The organism is Gemmatimonadota bacterium (assembly GCA_016720805.1).
Lineage (GTDB): Bacteria > Gemmatimonadota > Gemmatimonadetes > Gemmatimonadales > GWC2-71-9 > Palsa-1233.
The window spans coordinates 352938-373571 of sequence record JADKJZ010000001.1 but is presented as its reverse complement, the minus strand read 5'-3'; the positions used below and the strand labels follow the sequence as shown (position 1 = coordinate 373571).

The window sequence follows — 20634 nt, the reverse complement described above, 5'->3', positions numbered from 1 at the left end:
ATCGCGTCCTGGTGAAGGTTCCGGCCCGGAGGCCGGGGGAAGCTTAAGGGCGCGGGGGCGGAAGGTGAACGGCGGCGGGGAGTGAACGGTGAACGGTGAACGGTGAACGGTGAACGGGAAAGACGGTAAGACGTGAAACGTGAAACGGGGGCATGTGTGCCGTCCCGTTTCACCTTTCACCCAGCGGGGGCGCAGGCCGCGCCCCGTTCACCGTTCACCGCCGATCAGGCCCCAATCGCCTGCACATCCAGCGTCAGCTTGATCTCGTTGCTCACCAGCACGCCTCCGCTCTCGAGCGTGGCGTTCCAGACCAGCCCGAAATCGCGGCGGTCGATCGTGGCGGTGGCCAGGAACGCGGCGCGCGTGTTCCCCCAGGGATCGGCCCCCTGCCCCTCGAAGGTTGTCGCGAGTCGCACCGGACGGGTCACGCCGTGGATTGACAGGTCACCGACCACCGTGAAGGTGGTGTGATCGGCGGAGACGTCCTCGACGCCGGTCGACACGAAGGAAATCGACGGGAACTGCTCGACATCGAGAAAGTCAGGCGAGCGGAGGTGGGTATCGCGATCCGCCGAGCGGGTCGTGATGCTCGAGGTGGCGATGGTCACCTGCGCCGTGCCGCTGTCGGGCGACGCCGGGTCGAAGCCGATCACCCCCGTCGAACTCGGCGAACTGACCCTTGACGGTGGTGATCATCAGGTGGCGGGCCGAGAACTCCACCGCCGAATGCGACGGGTCGATCTTCCAGGTCCGGACCGGGGTGGCAGTGGCAACGGTGGTGGCGGTCATGGGCAGCTCCAGAAAACGTGGTTACGATAATACGTGTTGACAACACAATTGTACATAACAAAGCTTTACCTGTCAAGTATGCTCCGGCACGCGACCCCATTGAGGTGGCCGGTCCGGTCCTAGCGCTGCTGAAGGAAGGGGTTCAGCCGCCGCTCGCGGCCGATCGTCGTCTCGGGGCCGTGTCCGGGGAGGACGCGCGTCTCGTCTGGAAGGGGCAGCAGGACGTCGGAGATGCTCCGGAGCAGAGTCGGGAGGTCACCCCCCGCCAGATCGGTTCGGCCAATCGAGTCGACGAAGAGGACATCGCCCGCGACCGCGACCCCGTGCCCCAGGAAGGCGACGTGCCCTGGCGCGTGGCCGGGGGTGTGGCGCACCAGGAAGCGATACGCCCCAACAGCGACCTCGTCGCCTTCGGCCAGGTCGTGCTCGGGGGGCGCCAGCGGTTCGAGCCCGGTGATGCCGAAAAAGCGGCCCTGTTCCGGGAGCGCGTCATACCAGCGGCGATCGGCGGGATGCAACCAGACCGGCGCACCGGTGGCCTCGCGCAGCGCCGTCACGCCCAGAATGTGATCGATGTGCGCATGGGTGAGCCAGATCGCGCGCACCACCAGACCGCGTGCGTCGATCGCCGCGAGAATCTCGTCACTGCCCTCCCCGGGATCGACGACCACCGCCTCGCCGCTCGCCACGTCCCAGAGCAACCAGCAGTTCTGCACGAATCCCCCGGTGGTGATCACCGCGGTCCCGAGCCCGGCCGTGGCCGTCACGCAGGCGTGGCGACGGGCTCGAGCCCGTGGTGCGCCAACCACCGCTCCGCCTCCAGCGCCGCCATGCAGCCGCTCCCCGCCGAGGTGATCGCCTGACGGTAGTACTCGTCGATCACATCCCCGGCCGCGAAGACGCCGGCGACGTTCGTCTCGGTGCGCCACGACACCGGCGTCTCGATGTAGCCCTTCGGTGTGGTGGCGATCTGACCGCCGAGAAACGCGGTGTTCGGCGTGTGTCCGATCGCGACGAACAGACCTCCGACCACCAGCGTCCGCTCCTCTCCCGTCACGGTGTCGCGAACGACCACGCCGGTGATCTCGTCCTCACCGATGACTGCGGTGACTTCCGAATTCCACTCCACGCGAATCTTCGGATGGTTGAGCGCGCGCTCCGCCATGACCTTCGAGGCGCGGAAGGAACCTCGGCGATGGATGATGATCACCTGCTGCGCGAACTTGGTGAGGTAGGTTGCCTCTTCCATCGCGGAGTCTCCTCCGCCGACGACGGCCAGCACCTTGTTCCGGAAGAACGGCAACGCACCATCGCAGACCGCGCAGGCCGAGACGCCGCCACCGCTCTGCGCCAGACGCGCCTCGTTGGGGACGTCCAGCCAGATGGCCCGGGCGCCGGTCGCCACGATGACCGACTGGGCCTGCACCGGCTCGCTCCAACTCGGCCGCAGCGTGAACGGGCGCTGCGCAAAATCCACCGAGGCGATGTTCTCGCTCACCACGCGCGTGCCGAAGCGCACGGCCTGCGCCTTCATCCGCTCCATCAACCCCTGCCCATCGACGCCCTCGGGGAAGCCGGGGAAGTTGTCGATGTCGGTGGTCCACATCAGCTGGCCGCCCGGGATCATCTCGCGCGACGGCTCGCCCTCATAGACCACGGGGTCGAGATTGGCGCGGGCCGCATAGATGGCGGCGGTCCAGGCGGCAGGGCCTGAGCCGATGATGACAAGAGTTTCGGTGCGCATGCGGAGATCCGGAAAAGGGTCGTATGGTGCGTGGCGAATATAGAACGATTGGGGGGTGGGGTGGGTTCCGGGGCGGGTGAACGGTGAACGGGGAACGGGGCGCGGCCAGCGGCCGCGCTGGGTGAGGAGGGAGGAGGGGACGAAGGGCACACCCCCTGACCCCTCACCCCTCACCATCGCCCCCGTTCACCGTTCACCGTTCCCCGTTCACTCTCAGCACCCCCACCGCTCCATGACACGCCGACACCGACCCCACGACCAGGTCGGCCCCTGTCGGCGTCTCCGCCATCTGCTCGGCAAGCGCGGCGAATCCTTCGAAGGCGAGGCGCGCGCGATACATCCCGACGCCGTGGACCATGTGGCGGCAGGTGAAGAGCGCGGGTCCGGCCGTGGGCCGCTCGGCCCGGCGCGCCTCCGTCCACGCCGTGACCGCGTCGCCCATCTCCCAGGTGCGGGGCGCGGCGATCACCGGACAGGTGGCGGGCTCGATACAGTGCGTGGGGCAGAGCCAATCGGCGAAGGAGACGTAGCGCACGCCGTCAACGGGATGCAGCCAATCGAAGGGTGTACCCACCTCGGCCTCCGCCTTCACCATCTCGACGGTGTGCCGCGGCCACGCCTCGGCAGCGCGCCGAGTCAGCCATTGGGCCAGCAGGTGCGGCATCAGCGGCGAGGGGACGATCTGATCGTCGTCCTGCCGCGTCGCGTCCTCGAGCCAGTCATCGAGGAAGGCGCCCCACTCGGCGACGACCAACTCGGCACGCGGGATCGTCGGCAGTGTTGCGACAATGGCGCAATCGACGGCGCGATCGATGATCAGGAGTCGACGCCAGCTGACGGCTCCCTTGGCGTGTGCCTTCGCAAGTTGTGTGGCGTAGAAGGAACCGTAGCAGCCACCACCGATGATGGCCACGTCCCCGAGGGCGATCATCGCCTGAGGAGGCGGCCGCCGTCGACGACGATGGTCTCGCCGGTGACGAACGGCGCGTGGTGCACGAGGTAGCGCAGCGCCGCGACCGCATCGCCTGGGGTCCCGAGTCTGCCGAGCGGGGTCGTCTCGCTGAGGAAGGTGCGTCGGGCATCGTCGTAGTCGTCGGGGACGAGCACGGTGCCGGGTGCGATCCCGTTGACGGTGATCTCCGGGGCGAGTGCCACGGCCAGCACCTTGGTCAGCATCACGACACCCGCCTTGCTCACCGAGTGCGCGACGTAATGGCGCCATGGTTCGAAGCCGCTGAGATCCGCGATGTTGACGATGCGACCCTGGGTCGCCTTGAGGTGCGGCGCGGCCTGCTGCGCGACCAAGAACGGCGCACGGAGATTGAGCGCCATCGTGGCGTCCCACTCCTCGACCGTGGTCTCCTCAACCGTGCGCCGCTCCATTTCGGCAGCGGAGTTGACCAGGACGTCGAGGCGCCCGAAGCGGGCCACCACCCGGCCCGGCAATGTCTTCGCCGCGTCGGCATCGCGGAGGTCGGCGCCGAAGGCCTCCGCTTCCCCGCCCGCCTGGCGGATCCCGGCAACCACCTCGTCGGCCTCCTCGGCTGCGCGGCCGTAGTGCACCGCCACTGCCAGGCCATCCTCGGCGAGTGCCTCGGTGAAGGCCCGACCGAGACGACGCGCCCCGCCGGTCACCAAGGCGACGCGTCGCGGCTGGGTGCTCACGCGGCGCGTGCTCCGGTCGGCCGGCGCGCCTCGAGCTCGTCGAGCCATTCATCCGGCACTTCCTGCGCGCCGAGCAGCGAATGACCAGCGGCCGCACCGAACTCGCCATGCCAATCCGAGCCGCCGCTGCGCGCCAAACCGAGCGCGGCCGCCGCCTCAGTGATGGTGGCGCGCGTCTCGCCGTCGTGACTGGGGTGCCGCGTCTCCACGGCATCGAGCCCGTCGAGCTGCAGCGCCGCCAGAGTCACCTTCGTGCCGTGCCACTTCAGGTGGGCAGCGGAGACGATGCCGCCGCGCGCATGGACGAGATCGGCGACTTCGCGGAGGGTCGGCAGCGCCTTGTCGACGAAACAGGGGCGGCCGCGCCCCAGATACTTGTCGAAGGCCTGCTGCTCCGTCGTCACCAGACCGAGGCGCAACAGGGCGCGCGCCACGTGCGGGCGTCCGACGGCCCCGCCATCGGCCTCGCGCTCCACGTCGTCGTAGCCGATCCGCACGCCGAGCCCCACGAGGCGCGTGACCATCTCGCGTGCGCGCCGACTCCGATCCGTTCGGGCCGAGACCAGGAAGTGTTCGATGTCGCGGTCGCCCGGCTGCAGGAAGTAGCCGAGCAGGTGCATCTCGCCCCAGGTTGCCGCGACGGAAAATTCGCAGCCGCCCACCACGCGCACGCCGAGCTCGGCGCCGGCGGCGGTCGCCTCGACGAGCCCGTCGAGCGTGTCGTGGTCCGTCAGCGCCATCGCGCTGAGCCCGATCTGGGCGGCGTGCTTCACGACCTCGGCGGGCGGCAGATGCCCGTCGGAGGCCGTGGAGTGGCAGTGGAGATCAATCACGTCCGGCCGTAGTCCCCATCCGGCGACGTCCACGCGGGCTGGGCCGAGGCGAGCAGGGAGAGCAGTTCCCGATCGCTGCTTTCGTCGAGCGCGAGCTCCCCGGCCTTGGCACCCTGCGGCGAGTAGCGGCAGTAGCGCACCTGGGTCGGCGATTCCACGGGACGGAATTCGAGCGAGAGTTCGTCGTGACCATACATGGTGGAGCGCCCACTCAAGGCGACGCGCCACGTTGTGCCCTGCAGATCGGTGATACGACGGGCCATCTCAGCTCCTTGCGTCGGGCGATGGAGAGGGGACTTCCTCCCACACCGGCACCGGAGTGGTGGGATAGTGCGCGAGTTCCAGCAGTCGGCGCTCGAGCCGCGCCTCCTCGGCGTCGGCGGGACCATGTCGCCGGTGCTGCGCGTCGTCCTTGCCCTCGGTGAACTCGAGGAAGGCGCCGGCCTCGTCGCGGGCACGAAAGACCCAGAGGTGCATCCCCCGGGTGACGAGCCGAGTGGCCAGCGCATGCACCGTCGCCAGCCACTCGGCTTCCTGCGCCGGACTGACGGCCACCTGCACCGCCGTCAGCACCCGAGACACGCCTACCCCTGCTGCTCGGGGAAGGCGTGCAGCGTCGCGCGGACGTCGGCCAGGAAGCGATCGGCATCGGCGCCATCGACGATGCGGTGGTCGTAGGCCATGCACCACATCCCCTTGGTGCGGATGCCGAGGGCATCGCTGCCGTCGGGCAGCGTGATCACCGAGGGGCGCTTCTCGATCGCACCGATCGCGAGGATCGCCACCTGCGGCTGGTTGATGATCGGCGTGCCGACGTAGGTGCCGAAACCGCCCGGATTGGTGATCGTGAAGGTGCCCTTCTGGATGTCGTCCGGGGCGAGCTTCTTGGTGCGCGCGCGCTCGGCGAGATCCTGGATCGAGCGGGCGACGCCGAGCAGCGAGAGCTCATCGGCATGCTTGATCACCGGAACGATGAGCCCCCAGTCCAGGGCGACCGCGATGCCGACGTTGATGTCGCGGCGGTAGATCGTGTTGTCGCCGGAAATCGCCGCATTCACGACCGGATGCTTGCGGAGATTGTCGGCAATCGCCTTCACGATGAACGCCAGGTACGTCAGGTTCACCCCGCGCTCGGCGAACTCGCCCTTGAGCCGCTTCCGGATGCCGGCGACGTGGGTGTAGTCGATCTCCATCAACGAGTTCACGTGCGCGGAGACGCGCCGCGACATGATCATGTGATCGGCGGTCAGCTTGCGGACGCGCCCCCACGGTTCCACCCGATCGCCTTCCCAGGCTTCGACGGCGGGCGACGGCGCGCGGGGTGCGGCGGGCACCGCGACGGCGGCAGCCGGCGCGGCGGCGGGAGCCGGCACGGTGGGCGCACTGGGCGCCGCCGGCGCACCGGTCTCGAGGAAGGAGAGGACGTCCGTCTTGGTGACGCGACCAGCCGAGCCGCTGCCCGGGATCTGCGCCAGGTCGAGGCCATGCTCCTCGACCATCTTCCGGACGAGTGGCGTCGACTTCCGCTGCAGTCGCTGTTCCGCCGTCTCCTCGGCGCCCGGCGCGGCCGGGGCCGGGGCCGGGGCGGCCTTTGGCGCGGGAGCTGGCGTTGGCGTGGGCGCGGCAGCCGCGGGAGCCGGCGTCGGGGCGGCCGCCGGCGCGGCGGCTGGGGCCGGGGCGGCGGGCACCGCAGCGCCGGCCGCGGCTTCGGTGTCGATCCGCGCCACGACGGTGCCGACCGAGACGGTCTGCCCTTCGGTGACGAGAACCTCGACCAACACGCCGGCGTTCGGCGCGGGGATCTCGGCGTCCACCTTGTCGGTGGAGATCTCGAAGATCGGTTCATCGCGCTTCACCGCGTCGCCGACCTGCTTGATCCACCGCGACATCGTCCCTTCGGTGATGGATTCACCCATCTGGGGCATGATCACGTCAATGCGAGCCATCCCGACTCCCTCGTTGGTCCAGTCTTTCAGTAGGCGGCGAGCCAACGGCTCGCGCGCACGATGTCCGATGTCTGCGGGAGGACGAAGTCCTCCAGCGGTGGAGCGTACGGCAGGGGCACGTCATGGGCTGCGACGCGGCGGATCGGTGCGTCCAGCCATTCAAAACAGCGTTCACTGATCTGCGCCGTGATCTCGCCGGCCACGCCGCCGGTCACGGTGTCCTCGTGCACGATCAGCACGCGGTTGGTCTTCTTCACCGAGGCGACAATCGCCTCGTGGTCCATCGGAAGCAAGGTCCGGAGGTCGAGCACCTCCACCGAGAGGCCATCCTCCGCCGCCAACTGCTCGGCCGCCTCCAGCGCCTTCCAGACCGTGGCCGCGTAGGTCACGATGGTCAAGTCCTTCCCTTCCCGGGCCACGCGGGCCTTGCCGAACGGGACGAGGTGGTCGCCCGCGGGCATCGTCCCCTTGATCCGCCGGTAGAGATACTTGTGCTCGAAGAAGAGTACCGGGTCGGCGTCCCGGATCGCGGACTTGATCAGCCCCTTGGCATCCTCGGCCGTCGCCGGGTAGGCAATCTTGAGCCCCGGCGTGTGGAGAAAGGCGGCCTCCGGATTCTGCGAATGGAACGGCCCGCCGCGGACGTACCCGCCGGAGGGGCCGCGGACCACCATCGGGCAGGGCAGGAACGCACGGTAGCGTGCCGTGGCGACGTAGTTGGTGAGCATGTCGTAGGCGCAGGAGATGAAGTCGATGAACTGCATCTCCACCACCGGCCGCATGCCGTAGTGGGCCGCGCCGGCCGCCGCCCCGACGATCCCGGCCTCGGAGATCGGCGTGTCGATGACGCGCTTCTCGCCGAAGCGCGCCTGCAGCCCTTCGGTCACCTTGAAGGCACCGCCGAAGCCGCCAATGTCCTCGCCCAGGAGGAAGACCGACGGGTCGCGTTCCATCTCCTCCGCGATTCCCTCGCGGATGGCCTCGAGGAAGGTGATCTCAGCCATCGTGCGTCCCCCAGCCTGCGGGCCGTTCGTGCGCATCGACCGCGCTTCCGACGCCGTCACGGAACCAGAGCGATGGCATCCGCGGTGGGTCGGCATAGACGCCCACCAGCGCATCGGGGCCATCACATGCCGGCGATTGCTCCGCCACGTCCGTCGCGGTGTCGACCTCGCGCGCCACGTCGGCGTCGACATCGGCCAGTTCAGCGGGCGTGAAGCCGAATTCGTTCGTCAACCGCACGATGTAGCGATCGATCGGATCGTTGGTTGCGGCCCAGTGCTCGATTTCGCCGGGGGCGACGTAACTCTGGTTGTCATGCTCCGCATGCCCTTTCCGCCGGTAGGTCAACAGTTCCAGCAACGTCACGCCGCCGCCGCTGCGCGCCCGCGCCACGGCGTCGCGCGTCACCCGGTAGACCTCAAGTATGTCGTTGCCGTCGCAGCGCACGCCGGGAATGCCGTAGCCGATCGCCTTGTCGACGAACTGCGCCGCCGCGGTCTGCCGGCAGGTCGGCGTCGAATAGGCGTAGCCGTTGTTCTCGACCACCACGATCAACGGACAGCGCTGCACCGCGGCGAAGTTGATCCCCTCGTGGAAGGCGCCGGTGCTGGTCGCGCCGTCACCGACGTACACCAGCCCGACGCGGTCCTCCTCGCGCAACTTGAACGTCAGCGTCACGCCCGCCATCACCGGCACCATGTCACCAAGGTGCGATATCTGGCCGACGAAGTGCCGCTCCTCGACGTCGCCGAAGTGGATGTTGAGCTCGCGGCCCCGGGTCGGCGAATCGCCCTTCGCCATGTACTGGCGGAGGATCTCGACGGGCGTCGCGCCCTTGACGAGCATCGAGCCGAGGTTGCGGATCAGGGGCGAGAGGACGTCGCGACGCTCGAGGGCGAAGGCCGAGCCGACCGCGCACGCCTCCTGCCCGAGCGAGCGGAAGAGGCCACCCACCACCTTGGTCTGGCGATAGAGCGCGACGAGCCGCTCCTCGAGGGTGCGCGTGAGGCGCATCCAGCGATAGAGCGCCAACAGCTGTTCGCGGGTGAGGCCGTCCGGCGGGGCGTGGTCGGCGGTGACGCTGGGTTCGGCCATGCGGATGCGGCTGCCTCGGGTCGGGGACGTGGTGCGGCGGGAAACTTCGACCGTCACCCGAGGTGGGTCAAGCGCGGGGCGTGGTTCCCCGCGCTACTCCGGACGGGTCATCAGCCGATGACCCAGAAGACGATTGCCGCCACCAGCGCGCTGCACGGGATGGTGAGGACCCAGGCCCAGACGATCCGGCCTGCGACGCCCCAGCGAACGGCGGCGAGGCGCCGCGACGCGCCAACGCCGACGATCGCGCCGGTGATGGTATGCGTGGTGCTGACCGGGACGCCAAGGGAGGACGCCAGCAGGACGGTGATGGCGCCACCGGTTTCGGCGCAGAAGCCGCCGAACGGCTGCAGCTTGGTGATGCCGCTGCCCATCGTCTTGACGATCCGCCAGCCGCCCATCGCCGTGCCGGCGGCGATTGCGGAATAGGCGGCCATCTCGACCCAGAGCGGGACGTGGTCGGCGGTCGGCAGATAGGCGTGATGCAGCAGGCCGGTCTGATTCACGAAGAGCGACTGGGACGCGACCAGCAGCCCGACGATGATGCCCATGGTCTTCTGGGCATCGTTCGAGCCGTGCGCCAACGAGTAGAAACCGGCCGAGACCAGCTGGGCGCGGCGGAAGAAGCGGTCGAGCGTGCGCGCGTCACGCTTCCAGAGGGCCCAGGAGAAGATCACCGAGAGGAGCAGGCCGAGGATCATGCCCAGGAGCGGCGAGAGGACGATCCCCACGATCGGCTTGATCCAGCCGGCCAGGATGATCGACCCGGGCCCTGCCTTCGCGATCGCCGCGCCGGCGAAGCCGCCCAGCAGGGCGTGCGACGAGGAGCTCGGCAGGCCGAGCCACCAGGTGACGAGATTCCAGGTGATTGCGCCGAGCAGCGCCGCGCAGAGGAGCGTCGGCGTGACGATGCTGGGGTCGATGAGGCCCTTGGAGATCGTCTTGGCGACGGCGGTGCCCACGACGAAGGCGGCAAGAAAGTTGAAGCCGGCGGCCCAGAAGACGGCGACGCCCGGGGTGAGGACGCGGGTCGCCACTACCGTCGCAATGGAATTGGCGCTGTCGTGGAAGCCGTTGATGAAGTCGAAGACCAGCGCCACCACCACCACCAGCAGCACGAACGCGATCGAGTGATCCATGGATCAGCCGTGCTTGATGGTGACCGACTCCAGCACGTTTGCCGCGTCTTCGGCGCTGTCGAGGGTCTTCTCCAGCGTGTCGTACAGCTCCTTCCACTTGATGACCATCAGCGGATCGGCGCCGGGCTCGAAGAGCCGCCCCAGCCACTCATGGTACAGGGCGTCGCCCTCTTCCTCGAGTCGCTTGATGTCGCGGCAGGCGGCCAGCACGGTGGACGGCGGCCCCTTCTCCAGCGCCTCGACGGCGCGGAGCACTTCGACGGCGGCACGATGGACCACTTCCGACAACAGCAACGCACCCTCGGGGACCTCGTCGATCCGGAAGATCCGCGAGCGGCGAGCGACCGAGTCGATCCGGTCGATCACGTCGTCGAGGCGGGAGGCCAGCTCGTGGATGTCCTCGCGATCGAACGGGGTGATGAAGGAGCGGTCCAGGCGGGTGACGATGGCGTGGGTGGTCTCATCGGCCTCATGCTCCAGCGCCTTGATGAGTTCCACGGCCGCCCAGCGGGCCTCGCCCTGCTCGGTGAACAGCTCGATCAGTCGACGCGAGGCCTCGACGGTGGTGGTCGCCAGCTTGGTGAACAGCTCGAAGAAGCGTTCGTCGCGGGGCAACAGGCGAATGGCCATGGGATCGACGGACCGGGTCGGAGGCGAACTAGTACGAGCCGCGCAGCTGGTGCGCGGGCTCGGCGAGGACATGGACTTCGCCCAGGAAGCGCTTGGCGAGCTTGTCGAGCTCGCTTTCACCGGGCTGGTCGGTGCGCACCGTGATGCGCGTGTAATGCCCCCCTTCGGCCTGCGCGGAGACGCGCACGGCACCGAGGGCGCCCGCGAAGCTGCGTCGGCGGGGCGATTCCTCGGTGGGAGCAAGGCGCGCGCCGAAGAAGGCGGCGGCCGCAGCGATGGCGGCGTCGGGCGACACGGAGGTCCGATGGAAGTATTGCATGTGAGCGGGAGAAGCTACCGTCCGGATGAATTTGGGGCAATCCGGAAAAGCGGGCGAATGTAACAACGGGGCCACAATGTGGCCCCGTTGGGTGCGGCACCTGCCACGACGACTCGCTCAGTCCCCGTGGGGATAGTCCTGGCCGAGGTGGGTGATCATCTCCTCGCCCATCAACCACCGCAGCGTGTTCTTCAGCTTGGTGTGCTGGATGAAGAGGTCATGCTCGGGATAGAGACCCGGCGTGACCTGGGGGCTCTTGAAGTAGAACGAGAGCCACTCCTGCACCCCGCTCATCCCGGCGCGCTGCGACAGGTCGAAGAAGAGCGCCAGGTCGAGCACCAGCGGCGCGGCCAGGATCGAGTCGCGGCAGAGGAAGTCGACCTTGATCTGCATCGGATAGCCGCACCATCCGAAGATGTCGATGTTGTCCCAGCCTTCCTTGTTGTCACCGCGGGGCGGGTAGTAGTTGATCCGCACCTTGTGATACATGTTGGCGTACAACTCGGGGTAGAGCTGCGGCTGCAGGATGTACTCCAGCACGCCGAGCTTCGACTCTTCCTTGGTCTTGAACGATTCCGGATCGTCGAGAACCTCGCCGTCCCGGTTGCCGAGGATGTTGGTGCTGTACCACCCCGCCACGCCGAGCATGCGCGCCTTGAACATCGGGGCGAGCACCGTCTTGAGCATCGTCTGGCCGGTCTTGAAGTCCTTGCCGCCGATCGCGACGCCCTTCTCGCGCGCCAACTTCTCGAGGCAGGGGATGTCGCAGGAGAGGTTCGGCGCGCCGTTGGCGAACGGGACCCCTTCCATGATCGCCGCGTAGGCGTAGAGCATCGACGGGGCGATCGCCGGGTCATTGGCTTCCATCGCCGCCTCGAAGGCCTCGAGGGTCTGGTGCTGCGGACCGGCCACGATGAAGATCTCGGTCGAGGCGCACCAGACGATCACGCAGCGCGCGACGCCGGTCTTCTGCTTGAAGTCGCGGATGTCCTGACGGAGCGCCTCGGCGAGCTCGCGCTTGGTCTTCCCCTGCTTCACGTTGGTGCCGTGCAGGCGCTTCACGTACTGCTGGTCGAAGACGGCCGGCATCGGGGTGATCGACTCGAGGAAATCCTTGATCGGGAAGACGTGCTCGTGCTTGTCGAAGACGCCGCAGTGCAGGCACGACTGATAGGCGTTGTCGGGCACCGGGTCCCAGGCGCCGAAGACGAGGTCGTTGAGCGGCGTGATCGGGACGAAGTCCTTGATCAGCGGGGCGCGACCGTCGGTGCGCTTGCCGAGCCGGATCGTCGACAGCTGCGTCAGCGAGCCGGTCGGCTTCGCGAGGCCGCGACGGGCCAGCTCGACGCCGGCGATGAAGGTCGATGCGACGGCGCCGAGGCCGACACACAGGACACCGAGCTTGCCTTCGGCCGGAGCGATCGTCCGGGCATTCTGATCAGCCACGCGTAGTTCCCCTTGACTGGGCATCGTTGGCGGTCTCCCGATGGACGTGGGCGAACCGCTGACCGACGGTGATGAGCGACAACAGGGTGAGCAGGGCGACAATCGCCGTGAGCACCAGGGCGCCAGGTCCCGCGCCGAGGATCAGCGTGGGGAGTCCGAGCCCGAGAATCCGTTCAGCCCGCTGGGCGATCCCGACCTTGCACTCCAGGCCGAGCCCTTCCGCACGGGCGCGCATGTACGACACCAGCAGGGCGGCGACGATCCCGACCATGCACAACACCACCGCCCCGTCCCGCCACCGGACATCCGGCGCCCGCATAAGATAGGCGGCGATCCCGATGAACGACGCCCCATCCCCCACCCGATCCAGCGTGGAGTCGTAGAACGCGCCGAAGCGGCTCTCCTGCCCACCCAGTCGGGCCACCTGCCCGTCGAGGGTGTCGATCATGCCGCTGATCAGGAGGAGCAACCCGCCCCACCGAATGGCGCCCGCGCCGAATGCCACCGCGGAGGCGAGGATCAACAGCGCCCCGACCGTGGTCAATGTGTTGGGGGTGACGCCGGCACGGAGCAGGGCCCGAACAAACGGGGCCATGCCATCGTGATAGATCCGCTTGCTCGCAGCTGATACCAATGCCGCCACGCGCCCCTGTTCCGGGTGGGCCCAACAGTTCCGCCGCCCCAGTCGGGGCGGCGGAATGGTGCCAAAACGTAACGGGACGAGGGGGGATGCGGCAACGCGGCCCCGTCAGGGGTAGAGCTGGAACTCCGCGACCCGGGCCCGGAAGGCCGCCAAGGCTGGCCGCCACGCGGCCACGATCTGCTCCGGGTCCTCCCCGCGGAGGAGCGCCTCTCGAAGCGCGCTCCCGCCGGCAAGTCGGTCGAAGGAGCCGCCAATCTTGACCTCCGCCGGGTGCACCGCCCGCACCGCCGCGAGGAGGTGCACGGCGGTCCGGGTCGGGTCGTAGGTGGCGCGATTGACGATCCGCAGCCGGATCCCGACGACCGGGGTCTTGGCGAACTTGCCGTCGCCCGGGGCGATCGGGGTGAACTGGGTGCCCTCGAAGGCGACGCCGGGGAGTTTGTCGTGGCGGATCCGGGCCAGCACGGCAGTGGTGTCGAGCCAGGGGGCTCCAATGACGTGGAAGGGGAGATCGGTCCCCCGCCCAACGGACAGCGCCGTCCCCTCGAAGAGGCAGGTCCCGGCGTAGTGGAAGAGCGCGTCGACGTCGCGGAGATTCGGCGACGGCGCGCGGAACGGCAATCCGGTCGACTCGAAGGCCAGGCTGCGGCGCCAGCCGTCGACCGGCACGACGCGCAGGTCGACCGCAATCCCGAGGTCGTGACGCGCCAGCCGCGCCTCCTCCGCCAGCGTCAGGCCGTGCCGCATCGGCACCGCGAGTCGTCCCACCATCGATGCGAAGGCGGTGTCGAGCACATTGCCCTGCACCGCGCCCCCGAGGGGATTGGGGCGGTCGAGAATGACGACCGGGATACCGAGCGGGGCGGCCGCCTTCATCACCTCGACCGTGGTGGCGAGGTAGGTGTAGTAGCGAGACCCGACGTCGGGCAGGTCCACCAACAACAGATCGATGCCGGCCAGCATCGCGGGCGTCGGCCGGACGTTCTGCCCGTAGAGGGAGTAAATTGGAGTCTGCGTCGCGCTGTCGACCGCGGAGGCCACCTTCTCGCCAGGCGCGGCGGTGGCGGCGAGACCGTGTTCCGGACCGAAGAGCGCCACCAGATTGACCCCGGCCGTGCGCAAACGCGCAATGGCACTGACGCCCTCGGCATCGACGGCGGCGAGGTTGGTTACGAATCCGACGCGACGCCCGCGCACCAGGGCGAGCGAATCGGTGAGCAATACCTCGATCCCGGGCCGCACCAGCGTGAGCGTGATGGTCGGTGCCCGGCCGAAGACCGGGGCCGGACGCACGGTCGGCCGGGCGACACTCGCGGGGGCGGCACACGCCGAGACCCCGAGCAGCACCAGCATCCACCCCTTGCCGAGCCTCGACTGCCCGTGACCCTGCATCCCGCCTCCTCGCGTCTGTGGATCGTTGCCACCCTGATGGCGTGCGCCCCGTTGCCCGGCGGCTCGACGAGTGCGGCCGCGACATCGGCCCCGCGCGTCGGCCGGGCCGACACGGTCGCCGTGCTGCTTCGCCAACTCACCATCCGGCAGAAGGTCGGCCAGCTGGTCATGCCGTGGTTGCTGGCCGACTACGCCGCCACTGATGCCCCGACGATGGTGCGTGCGCGGATGTGGGTGGACTCGTTGCAGGTCGGCGGCATCATCATCTCGACCGGCACGCCGCTCGACATGGCTGCCAAGTTGAACGCATTGCAGCGTCGCGCGCCACTCCCCCTCCTCATCTCGGCGGACTTCGAGGGCGGGACGACGATGCGCGTCGCAGCGGGTACCGGCTTCCCGACGCAGATGGGCGTCGCCGCCACCGGCAAGGTCGAGGACGCCTACACCATGGGGCGGATCACCGGCGTCGAGGCGCGGGCGATGGGCGTCCATCTCGCCTTTGCCCCCGTCGCGGACGTGAACAGCAACCCCGACAATCCGATCATCAACACCCGGTCATTCGGCAGCGACCCCCGGGCCGTCGGCGCGCTGGTGGCCGCCACGGTGCGCGGACTCAAGGATGGCGGCGTCCTCGCGACGGCGAAGCACTTCCCCGGTCACGGCGACACCGACACCGACTCGCACCTCGCGATGCCCTCGCTGCCGTTCGGCTATGCCCGGATGGATACGCTGGAGCTGATCCCCTTCCGCAGCGCGATCGACGCCGGCGTCGACGCGATCATGTCGGCACACATCGCGCTGCCCGCGATGGATAGCGGCCTGGCGCGCCCGGGGACCCTCTCCCCCGCGATCCTGACCGGGCTGCTGCAGGACTCGCTGCACTTCACCGGACTGGTGACGACCGATGCCCTCGACATGGGCGCCATCGTCAAGACGTTCGGCGCCGATGAAGCCGTGATCCGCGCCTTCGAGGCCGGCACCGACATCCTGCTGATGCCGGCGGACCCGACCAGCGCGATCGCCGCCATGACGAAAGCGGTCGAGAGCGGCCGGATCTCGATGGCGCGACTCGATCGCTCGGTGGCCAAGATCCTCGCGCTCAAGGTGAAGATGGGACTCTTCCAGCAGCGCGAGGTCGACTTGGCCAAGGTGCCTGATGTCGTCGGCACCGCCGCCTCCCAAGCGATCGCCGCCGATATCACTTCGCGCGCGCTGGTGCTGCTGAAGGACTCGCTCGCCACGGTGGACGCGCTGCGCGCGGCCCCGCGCAAGGTCGCACTCGTCAGCATCGCCGATGTCGGCAGCACGCTCGGCAGCACGCTCGCCACCGATCTGCGCGCCGCCGGATACACCGTCACCGCGGTGCGCGTGTCGACCACCGAGCCCACGCCGAAGGAATTGAGCGCTGCCGGCGCGGCAATCGACGCAGCCGAGAGCGTGGTGCTGGCGACCTCCGCCCGTTGGGGTTCGTATAGCGGGGTGATCGGTCTGGCGCCGGCGACCGCCGACCTGCTCAAGACGTTGACGGCGAAGAAGCCGGCCGTGCTGATCTCCTTCGGATCGCCCTACATCATTGCGCAGGTGCCGACGGCGGCGAGCTTCCTGATTGCGTGGAACAACAGCGCCCTGGCCGAGAAGGCGGTGGCGCAGGCGCTGAGCGGTCGGCGGGCCATCACGGGGCGTGCCCCGATTCCGATTCCCCCGGCATGGCCCCTGGGGACCGGATTGCAGCGGACCACCACGCGCCGCGTCGTCCCGTGAGCCGCGGCACTCGCGTCGCGCTGGCGACGCTGCTCGCCGGATGCAGTCACGGCCTCCCGAACACCACCCCGCTGCCCGTGTCGGCGACGCTTGCCACGCGGATGGCGCCGGCAGCGGCAGTGCTTGACTCTGCGATTCGCGCCGGCGCCGCCCCGGGCGCCGTCCTCGCCGTCTCGATTCGCGGCGAGCGATTTGTCTACGGGACCGGCCGCCTCGGACTCGACGACGCCACCCGTCCCGACGGCCGCACGCTCTACGACATGGCATCGCTCACCAAGGTGATCACGCTCACGACCTTGGCAATGATGGCCGTCGACGAAGGGCGCCTCGACCTCGACGCGCCGGTGGTGCAGTATCTCCCCGATTTTGCGCGCGGCAGCGGCAACAAGTCCGCCGTGCGTGTCCGCGACCTGCTGTTGCATGACAGCGGTCTGCCGCCCGGTCGCCCGCTGTGGCTCGAGACGATCGTCCGCGCGGGAGGCATCCTGCGCACGGTGACCACCGACCTCTCGGCACCGCCGGGAACCCGGATGGTCTACTCGGACCTCGGCGCGATCACGCTCACGGCGATCCTCGAACAACTTTACGGCGAACGGATCGATCGACTCTTTGCGACACGGGTGACGAAGCCGCTCGGCCTGACCCGGATGCGATACCTGCCACCCAAGGGATGGCGGCCGCAGATCGCCCCGACCGAGAGGGACCCATGGCGCGGTCGCATCCTTCGTGGCGAAGTCCACGACGAGAACACCGCCCGGCTCGGCGGCGTCTCCGGCCACGCCGGCCTCTTCAGCAGCGCAGAGGATCTGCTCCGCTTCGGCGAGTGGACCCTCGCCGGTGTCCTCGGGCGAGCACCCATCACCGGCCCGACCCCGCCCAAGGGGTTCCCGACCTGGACCAGGCGGCAGGACCAACCGGCGGGGTCGTCGCGCGGACTCGGGTGGGATACCCCCTCGGGCGTCTCCTCGGCGGGGACGATCATGAGTGCCCGGAGTTACGGCCATACCGGCTTCACCGGCACCTCGATCTGGGTCGACCCGGACCGTGAGATCGTCATCGTGTTGCTGACGAATCGGGTCCATCCCACCCGGAATACCCCGGCCTTCGGCCTGATTCGGGCCGTGGTGGCCGATGCCGTGATGCGGGCGGCCTTTCCGGGGATCGTCCCGCGTGCCTCGACCCCGCCATGATCCCGGGAACCCGGCGGGCCAGTCAGGCGTACCCAGATTGACGCCGGCGACCATTCAGACGATGTTCCACGACAGCAAGACCCCTTCTGGAGAGGCATCATGAGCGAGACCCTGACGCAGGCCCTCCCCGAGGGCTTCGTGCTGACGATCAGCGACACTGCCGCCGGTGAAGTCCGCAAGTTCCTCGCGGCCGATGATGTCCCCGCCGAGACGGCTGGGCTTCGCGTCTCCGTCCTCCCCGGCGGATGCTCCGGCTTCAAGTACTCGCTCAACATCGAAGACAAGCCGGCCGAGGACGACATGACCGCCGACCTGAACGGCGTGCGCGTCTTCGTCGACGCCTTCTCCGCGCAGTACCTCTCCGGGGTCGTGATCGATTACGTCACCTCGATGCAGGGAAGCGGCTTCACCTTCACCAATCCCAATGCGACGGGTGGGTGTGGGTGTGGGAGTTCGTTCACGGTCTAGTCGTTAGTCGTGAGTCGTGAGTCGTTAGAGGGGGTTCCGTTGCGGGGCCCCCTCTGCCTGTTTCCAGCCCAGCCGAACGCACCGATCCGCTAACGACCAACGCCTAACGACCAACGACCTAGGGCCCCCCTTGACCCCCCTCGACCTTGCCGTCATCGCCGCCTACTTCCTCGCCACGCTCGGCCTCGGGCTCTGGCTCTCGCGCGGGCAGGCTTCCAGCGGCGACTACTTCCTCGGGGCGCGGGACCTGCCGGCATGGGCGGTGCTGCTCTCGATTGTCGCCACGGAAACATCGGCGGTGACGGTGATCTCGACGCCGGCGCTCGGGGCACGCGGCGACCTGACCTTCCTGCAACTCCCGGTCGGCTACTTGATCGGGCGCATCGGCGTGTCGCTCTGGCTCCTTCCCGGCTACTTCCGGGGTGAGCAGGAGACCGCATACGCGCGGCTCGAGACGCGCTTCGGACCTTCAACCCGACGCGCGTTGTCGTTGGTCTTTCTCGCCACGCGCTTTCTCGGCGATGGGGTCCGGATCTTCGCCGGCTCGATTCCGCTCGCACTGCTGACGGGATGGAGCATCCCCCTCTCGATCGTCGTGATGAGCCTGGTCACCTTGCTCTACACCTGGTTCGGTGGCATCAAGGCGGTCATCTGGGCCGATGTCGTGCAGTTGGTCGTCTATCTCGGCGGCGGAGTGGCCGCGCTCTGGATCGCCTCGCAGTTGGCAGGCGGTTTCGATCAGGTGCTCGCGGTGGCAGGCGAGGCCGGGAAGCTGCGCGTCTTCAATCCGAGCTTCTCCCTCACGGCACCGTACACACTGCTCGGTGGCCTTGTCGGTGGCGCCCTCCTCTCGGCCGCCTCGCATGGAACCGATCACCTGATCGTGCAGCGCCTGCTCGCCACGCGCTCACTCCGTGACGCGCGCGTGGCACTGATCGGCTCCGGCGTCCTGGTCATCGGGCAGTTCCTGCTCTTCCTGTTGGTGGGCACGGCGATCTGGGCGGCGAATCTTGCGCCGACGACGACACCCTCCAACGAGATCTTCGGACGCTTCGTGCTCGAACACCTCCCCAGCGGAATTCGCGGCCTGGTGATCGCGGGGATCCTCGCGGCCGCGATGAGCACGATCTCGTCGTCGATCAACGCCCTCGCCTCCTCGCTCACCCACGATCTGTATGCGTCGATCACCGGCGAGCGTGACCCCGCCAAACTGCTGCGCGTCGGGCGTGCTGTTTCGATCATCTGGGGTACTGCCCTGATGGGCGGCGCACTGGGCTTCCATGCGTTCACCACTGGCAACGACACGCCGGCCGTGGTCCTCGCGCTGTCGATCGCCTCGGTGACGTACGGCGCGCTGCTCGGCGCCTACCTGCTCGCCGGGATGCGCGGCCGGGTGATCGGGGCCGACGTGATCCGCGCGGCGGCGGTGACCGTGGCGGTCATGCTGATCACGGTCTTTGCCGCCAAGCTCGCCGCGTCCGGCCTCCCGATGCTGACGACACTCGGCACCCTGGCCTGGCCGTGGTACGTCCCGCTTGGCACGACGATCATGGTGGGGACGGCGATCCTCTCGTCGCAGTTGCGCCGAGTCGCCACGTGATTGTGCTCGGCGCGGACCTCGGCGGGACCTCGTGCCGCGTCGCGCTCTTTGACGGCACGGTGGAACGGGGCCGCGCCGAAGGGGCTGGCGGTGCGATGCGGAGCGGATTGGGTGCGGCCCGGGCCGAGGAGATCGCGGCACTCGCAGGACCGTTGCTCCATCGGGCGGGCATCAAGCGCGCCGATGTGCTGGTCGTCGGCGCCGCGGGGGCCGGCCGAGACCACGAGCGCGAGGAACTCGAGGGGGCCTTGAGTGGAAGGCATCTGGCCTGGCGCACCCTGGTCACCACCGATGCGGAGCTTGCGCGCGCCTCGGCCTTCGGGGCGGGTGCTGGAGTGCTGCTGATCGCCGGCACCGGCAGCATCGCCATCGGACGTGACGCCCAGGGCACCGCCCGGCGCGCCGGGGGGCTCGGATGGCGAATGGGGGACCACGGCTCGGGGTACTGGATCGGTCAGCGCGCCCTCGAGGCGGTCGGCGTGATGCACGAGGGCTTCGGCCCGGCCACCCGGCTTGCGGAGGCGCTCTGTGCCGCCGCTGGGGTCCAGGGGATCGCCGGCCTTGTCCGGTGGTCCACCACCGCGACGCCTGCAGCCGTGGCGGCACTGGCGCCCGCCACGCTCCAGACCGCGGAGCGCGGCGATGCGGCCGCCGTCGAGATCCGTCAGGGGGCGCTGGACGCCCTCTGCCGCTTGGCGCGCGCCGCCGGCGCCGGTCCGGGCGCTGCGGCGGTGGCGTTTTCGGGCGGCCTGATTGCACCTGGGGGGCCGTTGCGCCCCCTGCTCTTGGCTGAGTGCGCCCGACACGGGATTGCCGTGCACGGACCGGCGATCGACCCGTGCCGCGGTGCCATCGTGCTGGCCGACAGCGTCTCCTGACGGAACACTCACCCGTTCACGGCACGTTCTTCCCCCTTCGTGCGTACTATGCGGGATGCACCACCTTATCGTCCCCCACTTGTCGAGGCCCACG

At 68.9% G+C, this 20634-nt stretch carries 21 protein-coding genes and 1 pseudogene; 5 read left to right on the top strand and 17 right to left on the bottom strand.

Annotated elements, in window-relative coordinates:
- Nucleotides 1–224: 224 nt before the first annotated feature.
- The 17 genes and pseudogenes from IPP98_01735 to IPP98_01655 form a co-directional block, all read right to left on the bottom strand.
- Nucleotides 225–789, bottom strand: a pseudogene (locus tag IPP98_01735) (YceI family protein).
- A gap of 119 nt (nt 790–908) precedes the next feature.
- Nucleotides 909–1526: an MBL fold metallo-hydrolase gene (locus IPP98_01730; protein ID MBL0177833.1), complete on the bottom strand. Its 618-nt coding sequence runs from the start codon at nt 1524–1526 to the stop codon at nt 909–911.
- Nucleotides 1527–1552: 26 nt separating this feature from the next.
- Complete coding sequence (gene trxB, locus IPP98_01725) at nt 1553–2533, bottom strand: thioredoxin-disulfide reductase (GenBank protein MBL0177832.1); 981 nt, start codon at nt 2531–2533, stop codon at nt 1553–1555.
- A 193-nt stretch (nt 2534–2726) separates the two neighbouring features.
- Nucleotides 2727–3464 (bottom strand): hypothetical protein, encoded by a 738-nt coding sequence (locus IPP98_01720; protein ID MBL0177831.1) that lies wholly within the window; start codon nt 3462–3464, stop codon nt 2727–2729.
- Entirely contained in the window at nt 3461–4198 is a 738-nt protein-coding gene (locus tag IPP98_01715; GenBank protein ID MBL0177830.1) for an SDR family oxidoreductase, read from the bottom strand. Before IPP98_01715 ends, IPP98_01720 begins: the two co-directional genes overlap by 4 nt.
- The gene (locus tag IPP98_01710) at nt 4195–5031 is read right to left on the bottom strand and encodes a PHP domain-containing protein (GenBank protein MBL0177829.1); all 837 of its coding nucleotides are present in this window, start codon (nt 5029–5031) and stop codon (nt 4195–4197) included. Before IPP98_01710 ends, IPP98_01715 begins: the two co-directional genes overlap by 4 nt.
- Entirely contained in the window at nt 5028–5294 is a 267-nt protein-coding gene (locus IPP98_01705) for a hypothetical protein (protein ID MBL0177828.1), read from the bottom strand. Before IPP98_01705 ends, IPP98_01710 begins: the two co-directional genes overlap by 4 nt.
- Nucleotide 5295: 1 nt before the next feature.
- The gene (locus tag IPP98_01700) at nt 5296–5613 is read right to left on the bottom strand and encodes a hypothetical protein (GenBank protein MBL0177827.1); all 318 of its coding nucleotides are present in this window, start codon (nt 5611–5613) and stop codon (nt 5296–5298) included.
- Between the two features lie 2 nt (nt 5614–5615).
- A complete protein-coding gene (sucB, locus tag IPP98_01695) occupies nt 5616–6977 on the bottom strand; it encodes a 2-oxoglutarate dehydrogenase, E2 component, dihydrolipoamide succinyltransferase (GenBank protein MBL0177826.1) in 1362 nt (453 codons plus the stop codon).
- Nucleotides 6978–7003: 26 nt separating this feature from the next.
- Nucleotides 7004–7981, bottom strand: a complete 978-nt coding sequence (locus tag IPP98_01690; GenBank protein ID MBL0177825.1) for an alpha-ketoacid dehydrogenase subunit beta — start codon at nt 7979–7981, stop codon at nt 7004–7006.
- Complete coding sequence (locus tag IPP98_01685) at nt 7974–9074, bottom strand: thiamine pyrophosphate-dependent dehydrogenase E1 component subunit alpha (GenBank protein ID MBL0177824.1); 1101 nt, start codon at nt 9072–9074, stop codon at nt 7974–7976. The genes IPP98_01690 and IPP98_01685 overlap by 8 nt, the downstream gene beginning before the upstream one ends.
- 110 nt (nt 9075–9184) lie before the next feature.
- Nucleotides 9185–10213, bottom strand: coding sequence for an inorganic phosphate transporter (locus IPP98_01680; GenBank protein ID MBL0177823.1), 1029 nt, complete (start codon nt 10211–10213; stop codon nt 9185–9187).
- A gap of 3 nt (nt 10214–10216) precedes the next feature.
- Nucleotides 10217–10843, bottom strand: a complete 627-nt coding sequence (locus tag IPP98_01675) for a DUF47 domain-containing protein (GenBank protein ID MBL0177822.1) — start codon at nt 10841–10843, stop codon at nt 10217–10219.
- Nucleotides 10844–10871: 28 nt separating this feature from the next.
- Nucleotides 10872–11162: a hypothetical protein gene (locus IPP98_01670; protein MBL0177821.1), complete on the bottom strand. Its 291-nt coding sequence runs from the start codon at nt 11160–11162 to the stop codon at nt 10872–10874.
- Nucleotides 11163–11279: 117 nt separating this feature from the next.
- The gene (locus tag IPP98_01665) at nt 11280–12632 is read right to left on the bottom strand and encodes an inositol-3-phosphate synthase (GenBank protein ID MBL0177820.1); all 1353 of its coding nucleotides are present in this window, start codon (nt 12630–12632) and stop codon (nt 11280–11282) included.
- Complete coding sequence (locus tag IPP98_01660) at nt 12601–13203, bottom strand: CDP-alcohol phosphatidyltransferase family protein (GenBank protein ID MBL0177819.1); 603 nt, start codon at nt 13201–13203, stop codon at nt 12601–12603. Before IPP98_01660 ends, IPP98_01665 begins: the two co-directional genes overlap by 32 nt.
- Before the next feature lie 153 nt (nt 13204–13356).
- Nucleotides 13357–14643 carry a DUF1343 domain-containing protein gene (locus tag IPP98_01655; protein ID MBL0177818.1) on the bottom strand — a complete coding sequence of 429 codons (1287 nt, stop codon included), beginning with the start codon at nt 14641–14643 and terminating at the stop codon, nt 13357–13359.
- Between IPP98_01655 and IPP98_01650 the strand changes: the two genes are divergently transcribed.
- The 5 genes from IPP98_01650 to IPP98_01630 all read left to right on the top strand — a co-directional run bounded on the left by IPP98_01650 (nt 14632) and on the right by IPP98_01630 (nt 20540).
- The gene (locus tag IPP98_01650) at nt 14632–16404 is read left to right on the top strand and encodes a hypothetical protein (protein MBL0177817.1); all 1773 of its coding nucleotides are present in this window, start codon (nt 14632–14634) and stop codon (nt 16402–16404) included. The two genes, IPP98_01655 and IPP98_01650, sit on opposite strands and share 12 nt — an antisense overlap.
- Nucleotides 16401–17594, top strand: coding sequence for a beta-lactamase family protein (locus IPP98_01645; protein ID MBL0177816.1), 1194 nt, complete (start codon nt 16401–16403; stop codon nt 17592–17594). The genes IPP98_01650 and IPP98_01645 overlap by 4 nt, the downstream gene beginning before the upstream one ends.
- Nucleotides 17595–17732: 138 nt before the next feature.
- On the top strand, nt 17733–18062 hold the full coding sequence (locus IPP98_01640; protein ID MBL0177815.1) for an iron-sulfur cluster assembly accessory protein: 330 nt from the start codon (nt 17733–17735) through the stop codon (nt 18060–18062).
- Between the two features lie 130 nt (nt 18063–18192).
- Entirely contained in the window at nt 18193–19662 is a 1470-nt protein-coding gene (locus IPP98_01635; GenBank protein MBL0177814.1) for a sodium/solute symporter, read from the top strand.
- Complete coding sequence (locus tag IPP98_01630) at nt 19659–20540, top strand: hypothetical protein (protein MBL0177813.1); 882 nt, start codon at nt 19659–19661, stop codon at nt 20538–20540. Before IPP98_01635 ends, IPP98_01630 begins: the two co-directional genes overlap by 4 nt.
- The last annotated feature ends 94 nt before the right edge of the window (nt 20541–20634 follow it).

Bases quoted from the DNA above. Each gene is read 5' to 3' on its own strand.
- IPP98_01705 (MBL0177828.1), bottom strand. From the start codon at position 5,294: ATGGCCCGTCGTATCACCGATCTGCAGGGCACAACGTGGCGCGTCGCC.
- IPP98_01655 (MBL0177818.1), bottom strand. From the start codon at position 14,643: ATGCAGGGTCACGGGCAGTCGAGGCTCGGCAAGGGGTGGATGCTGGTG.
- sucB (MBL0177826.1), bottom strand. From the start codon at position 6,977: ATGGCTCGCATTGACGTGATCATGCCCCAGATGGGTGAATCCATCACC.
- IPP98_01660 (MBL0177819.1), bottom strand. From the start codon at position 13,203: ATGGCCCCGTTTGTTCGGGCCCTGCTCCGTGCCGGCGTCACCCCCAAC.
- IPP98_01670 (MBL0177821.1), bottom strand. From the start codon at position 11,162: ATGCAATACTTCCATCGGACCTCCGTGTCGCCCGACGCCGCCATCGCT.
- IPP98_01665 (MBL0177820.1), bottom strand. From the start codon at position 12,632: ATGCCCAGTCAAGGGGAACTACGCGTGGCTGATCAGAATGCCCGGACG.
- IPP98_01690 (MBL0177825.1), bottom strand. From the start codon at position 7,981: ATGGCTGAGATCACCTTCCTCGAGGCCATCCGCGAGGGAATCGCGGAG.
- IPP98_01680 (MBL0177823.1), bottom strand. From the start codon at position 10,213: ATGGATCACTCGATCGCGTTCGTGCTGCTGGTGGTGGTGGTGGCGCTG.
- IPP98_01675 (MBL0177822.1), bottom strand. From the start codon at position 10,843: ATGGCCATTCGCCTGTTGCCCCGCGACGAACGCTTCTTCGAGCTGTTC.
- IPP98_01720 (MBL0177831.1), bottom strand. From the start codon at position 3,464: ATGATCGCCCTCGGGGACGTGGCCATCATCGGTGGTGGCTGCTACGGT.
- trxB (MBL0177832.1), bottom strand. From the start codon at position 2,533: ATGCGCACCGAAACTCTTGTCATCATCGGCTCAGGCCCTGCCGCCTGG.
- IPP98_01685 (MBL0177824.1), bottom strand. From the start codon at position 9,074: ATGGCCGAACCCAGCGTCACCGCCGACCACGCCCCGCCGGACGGCCTC.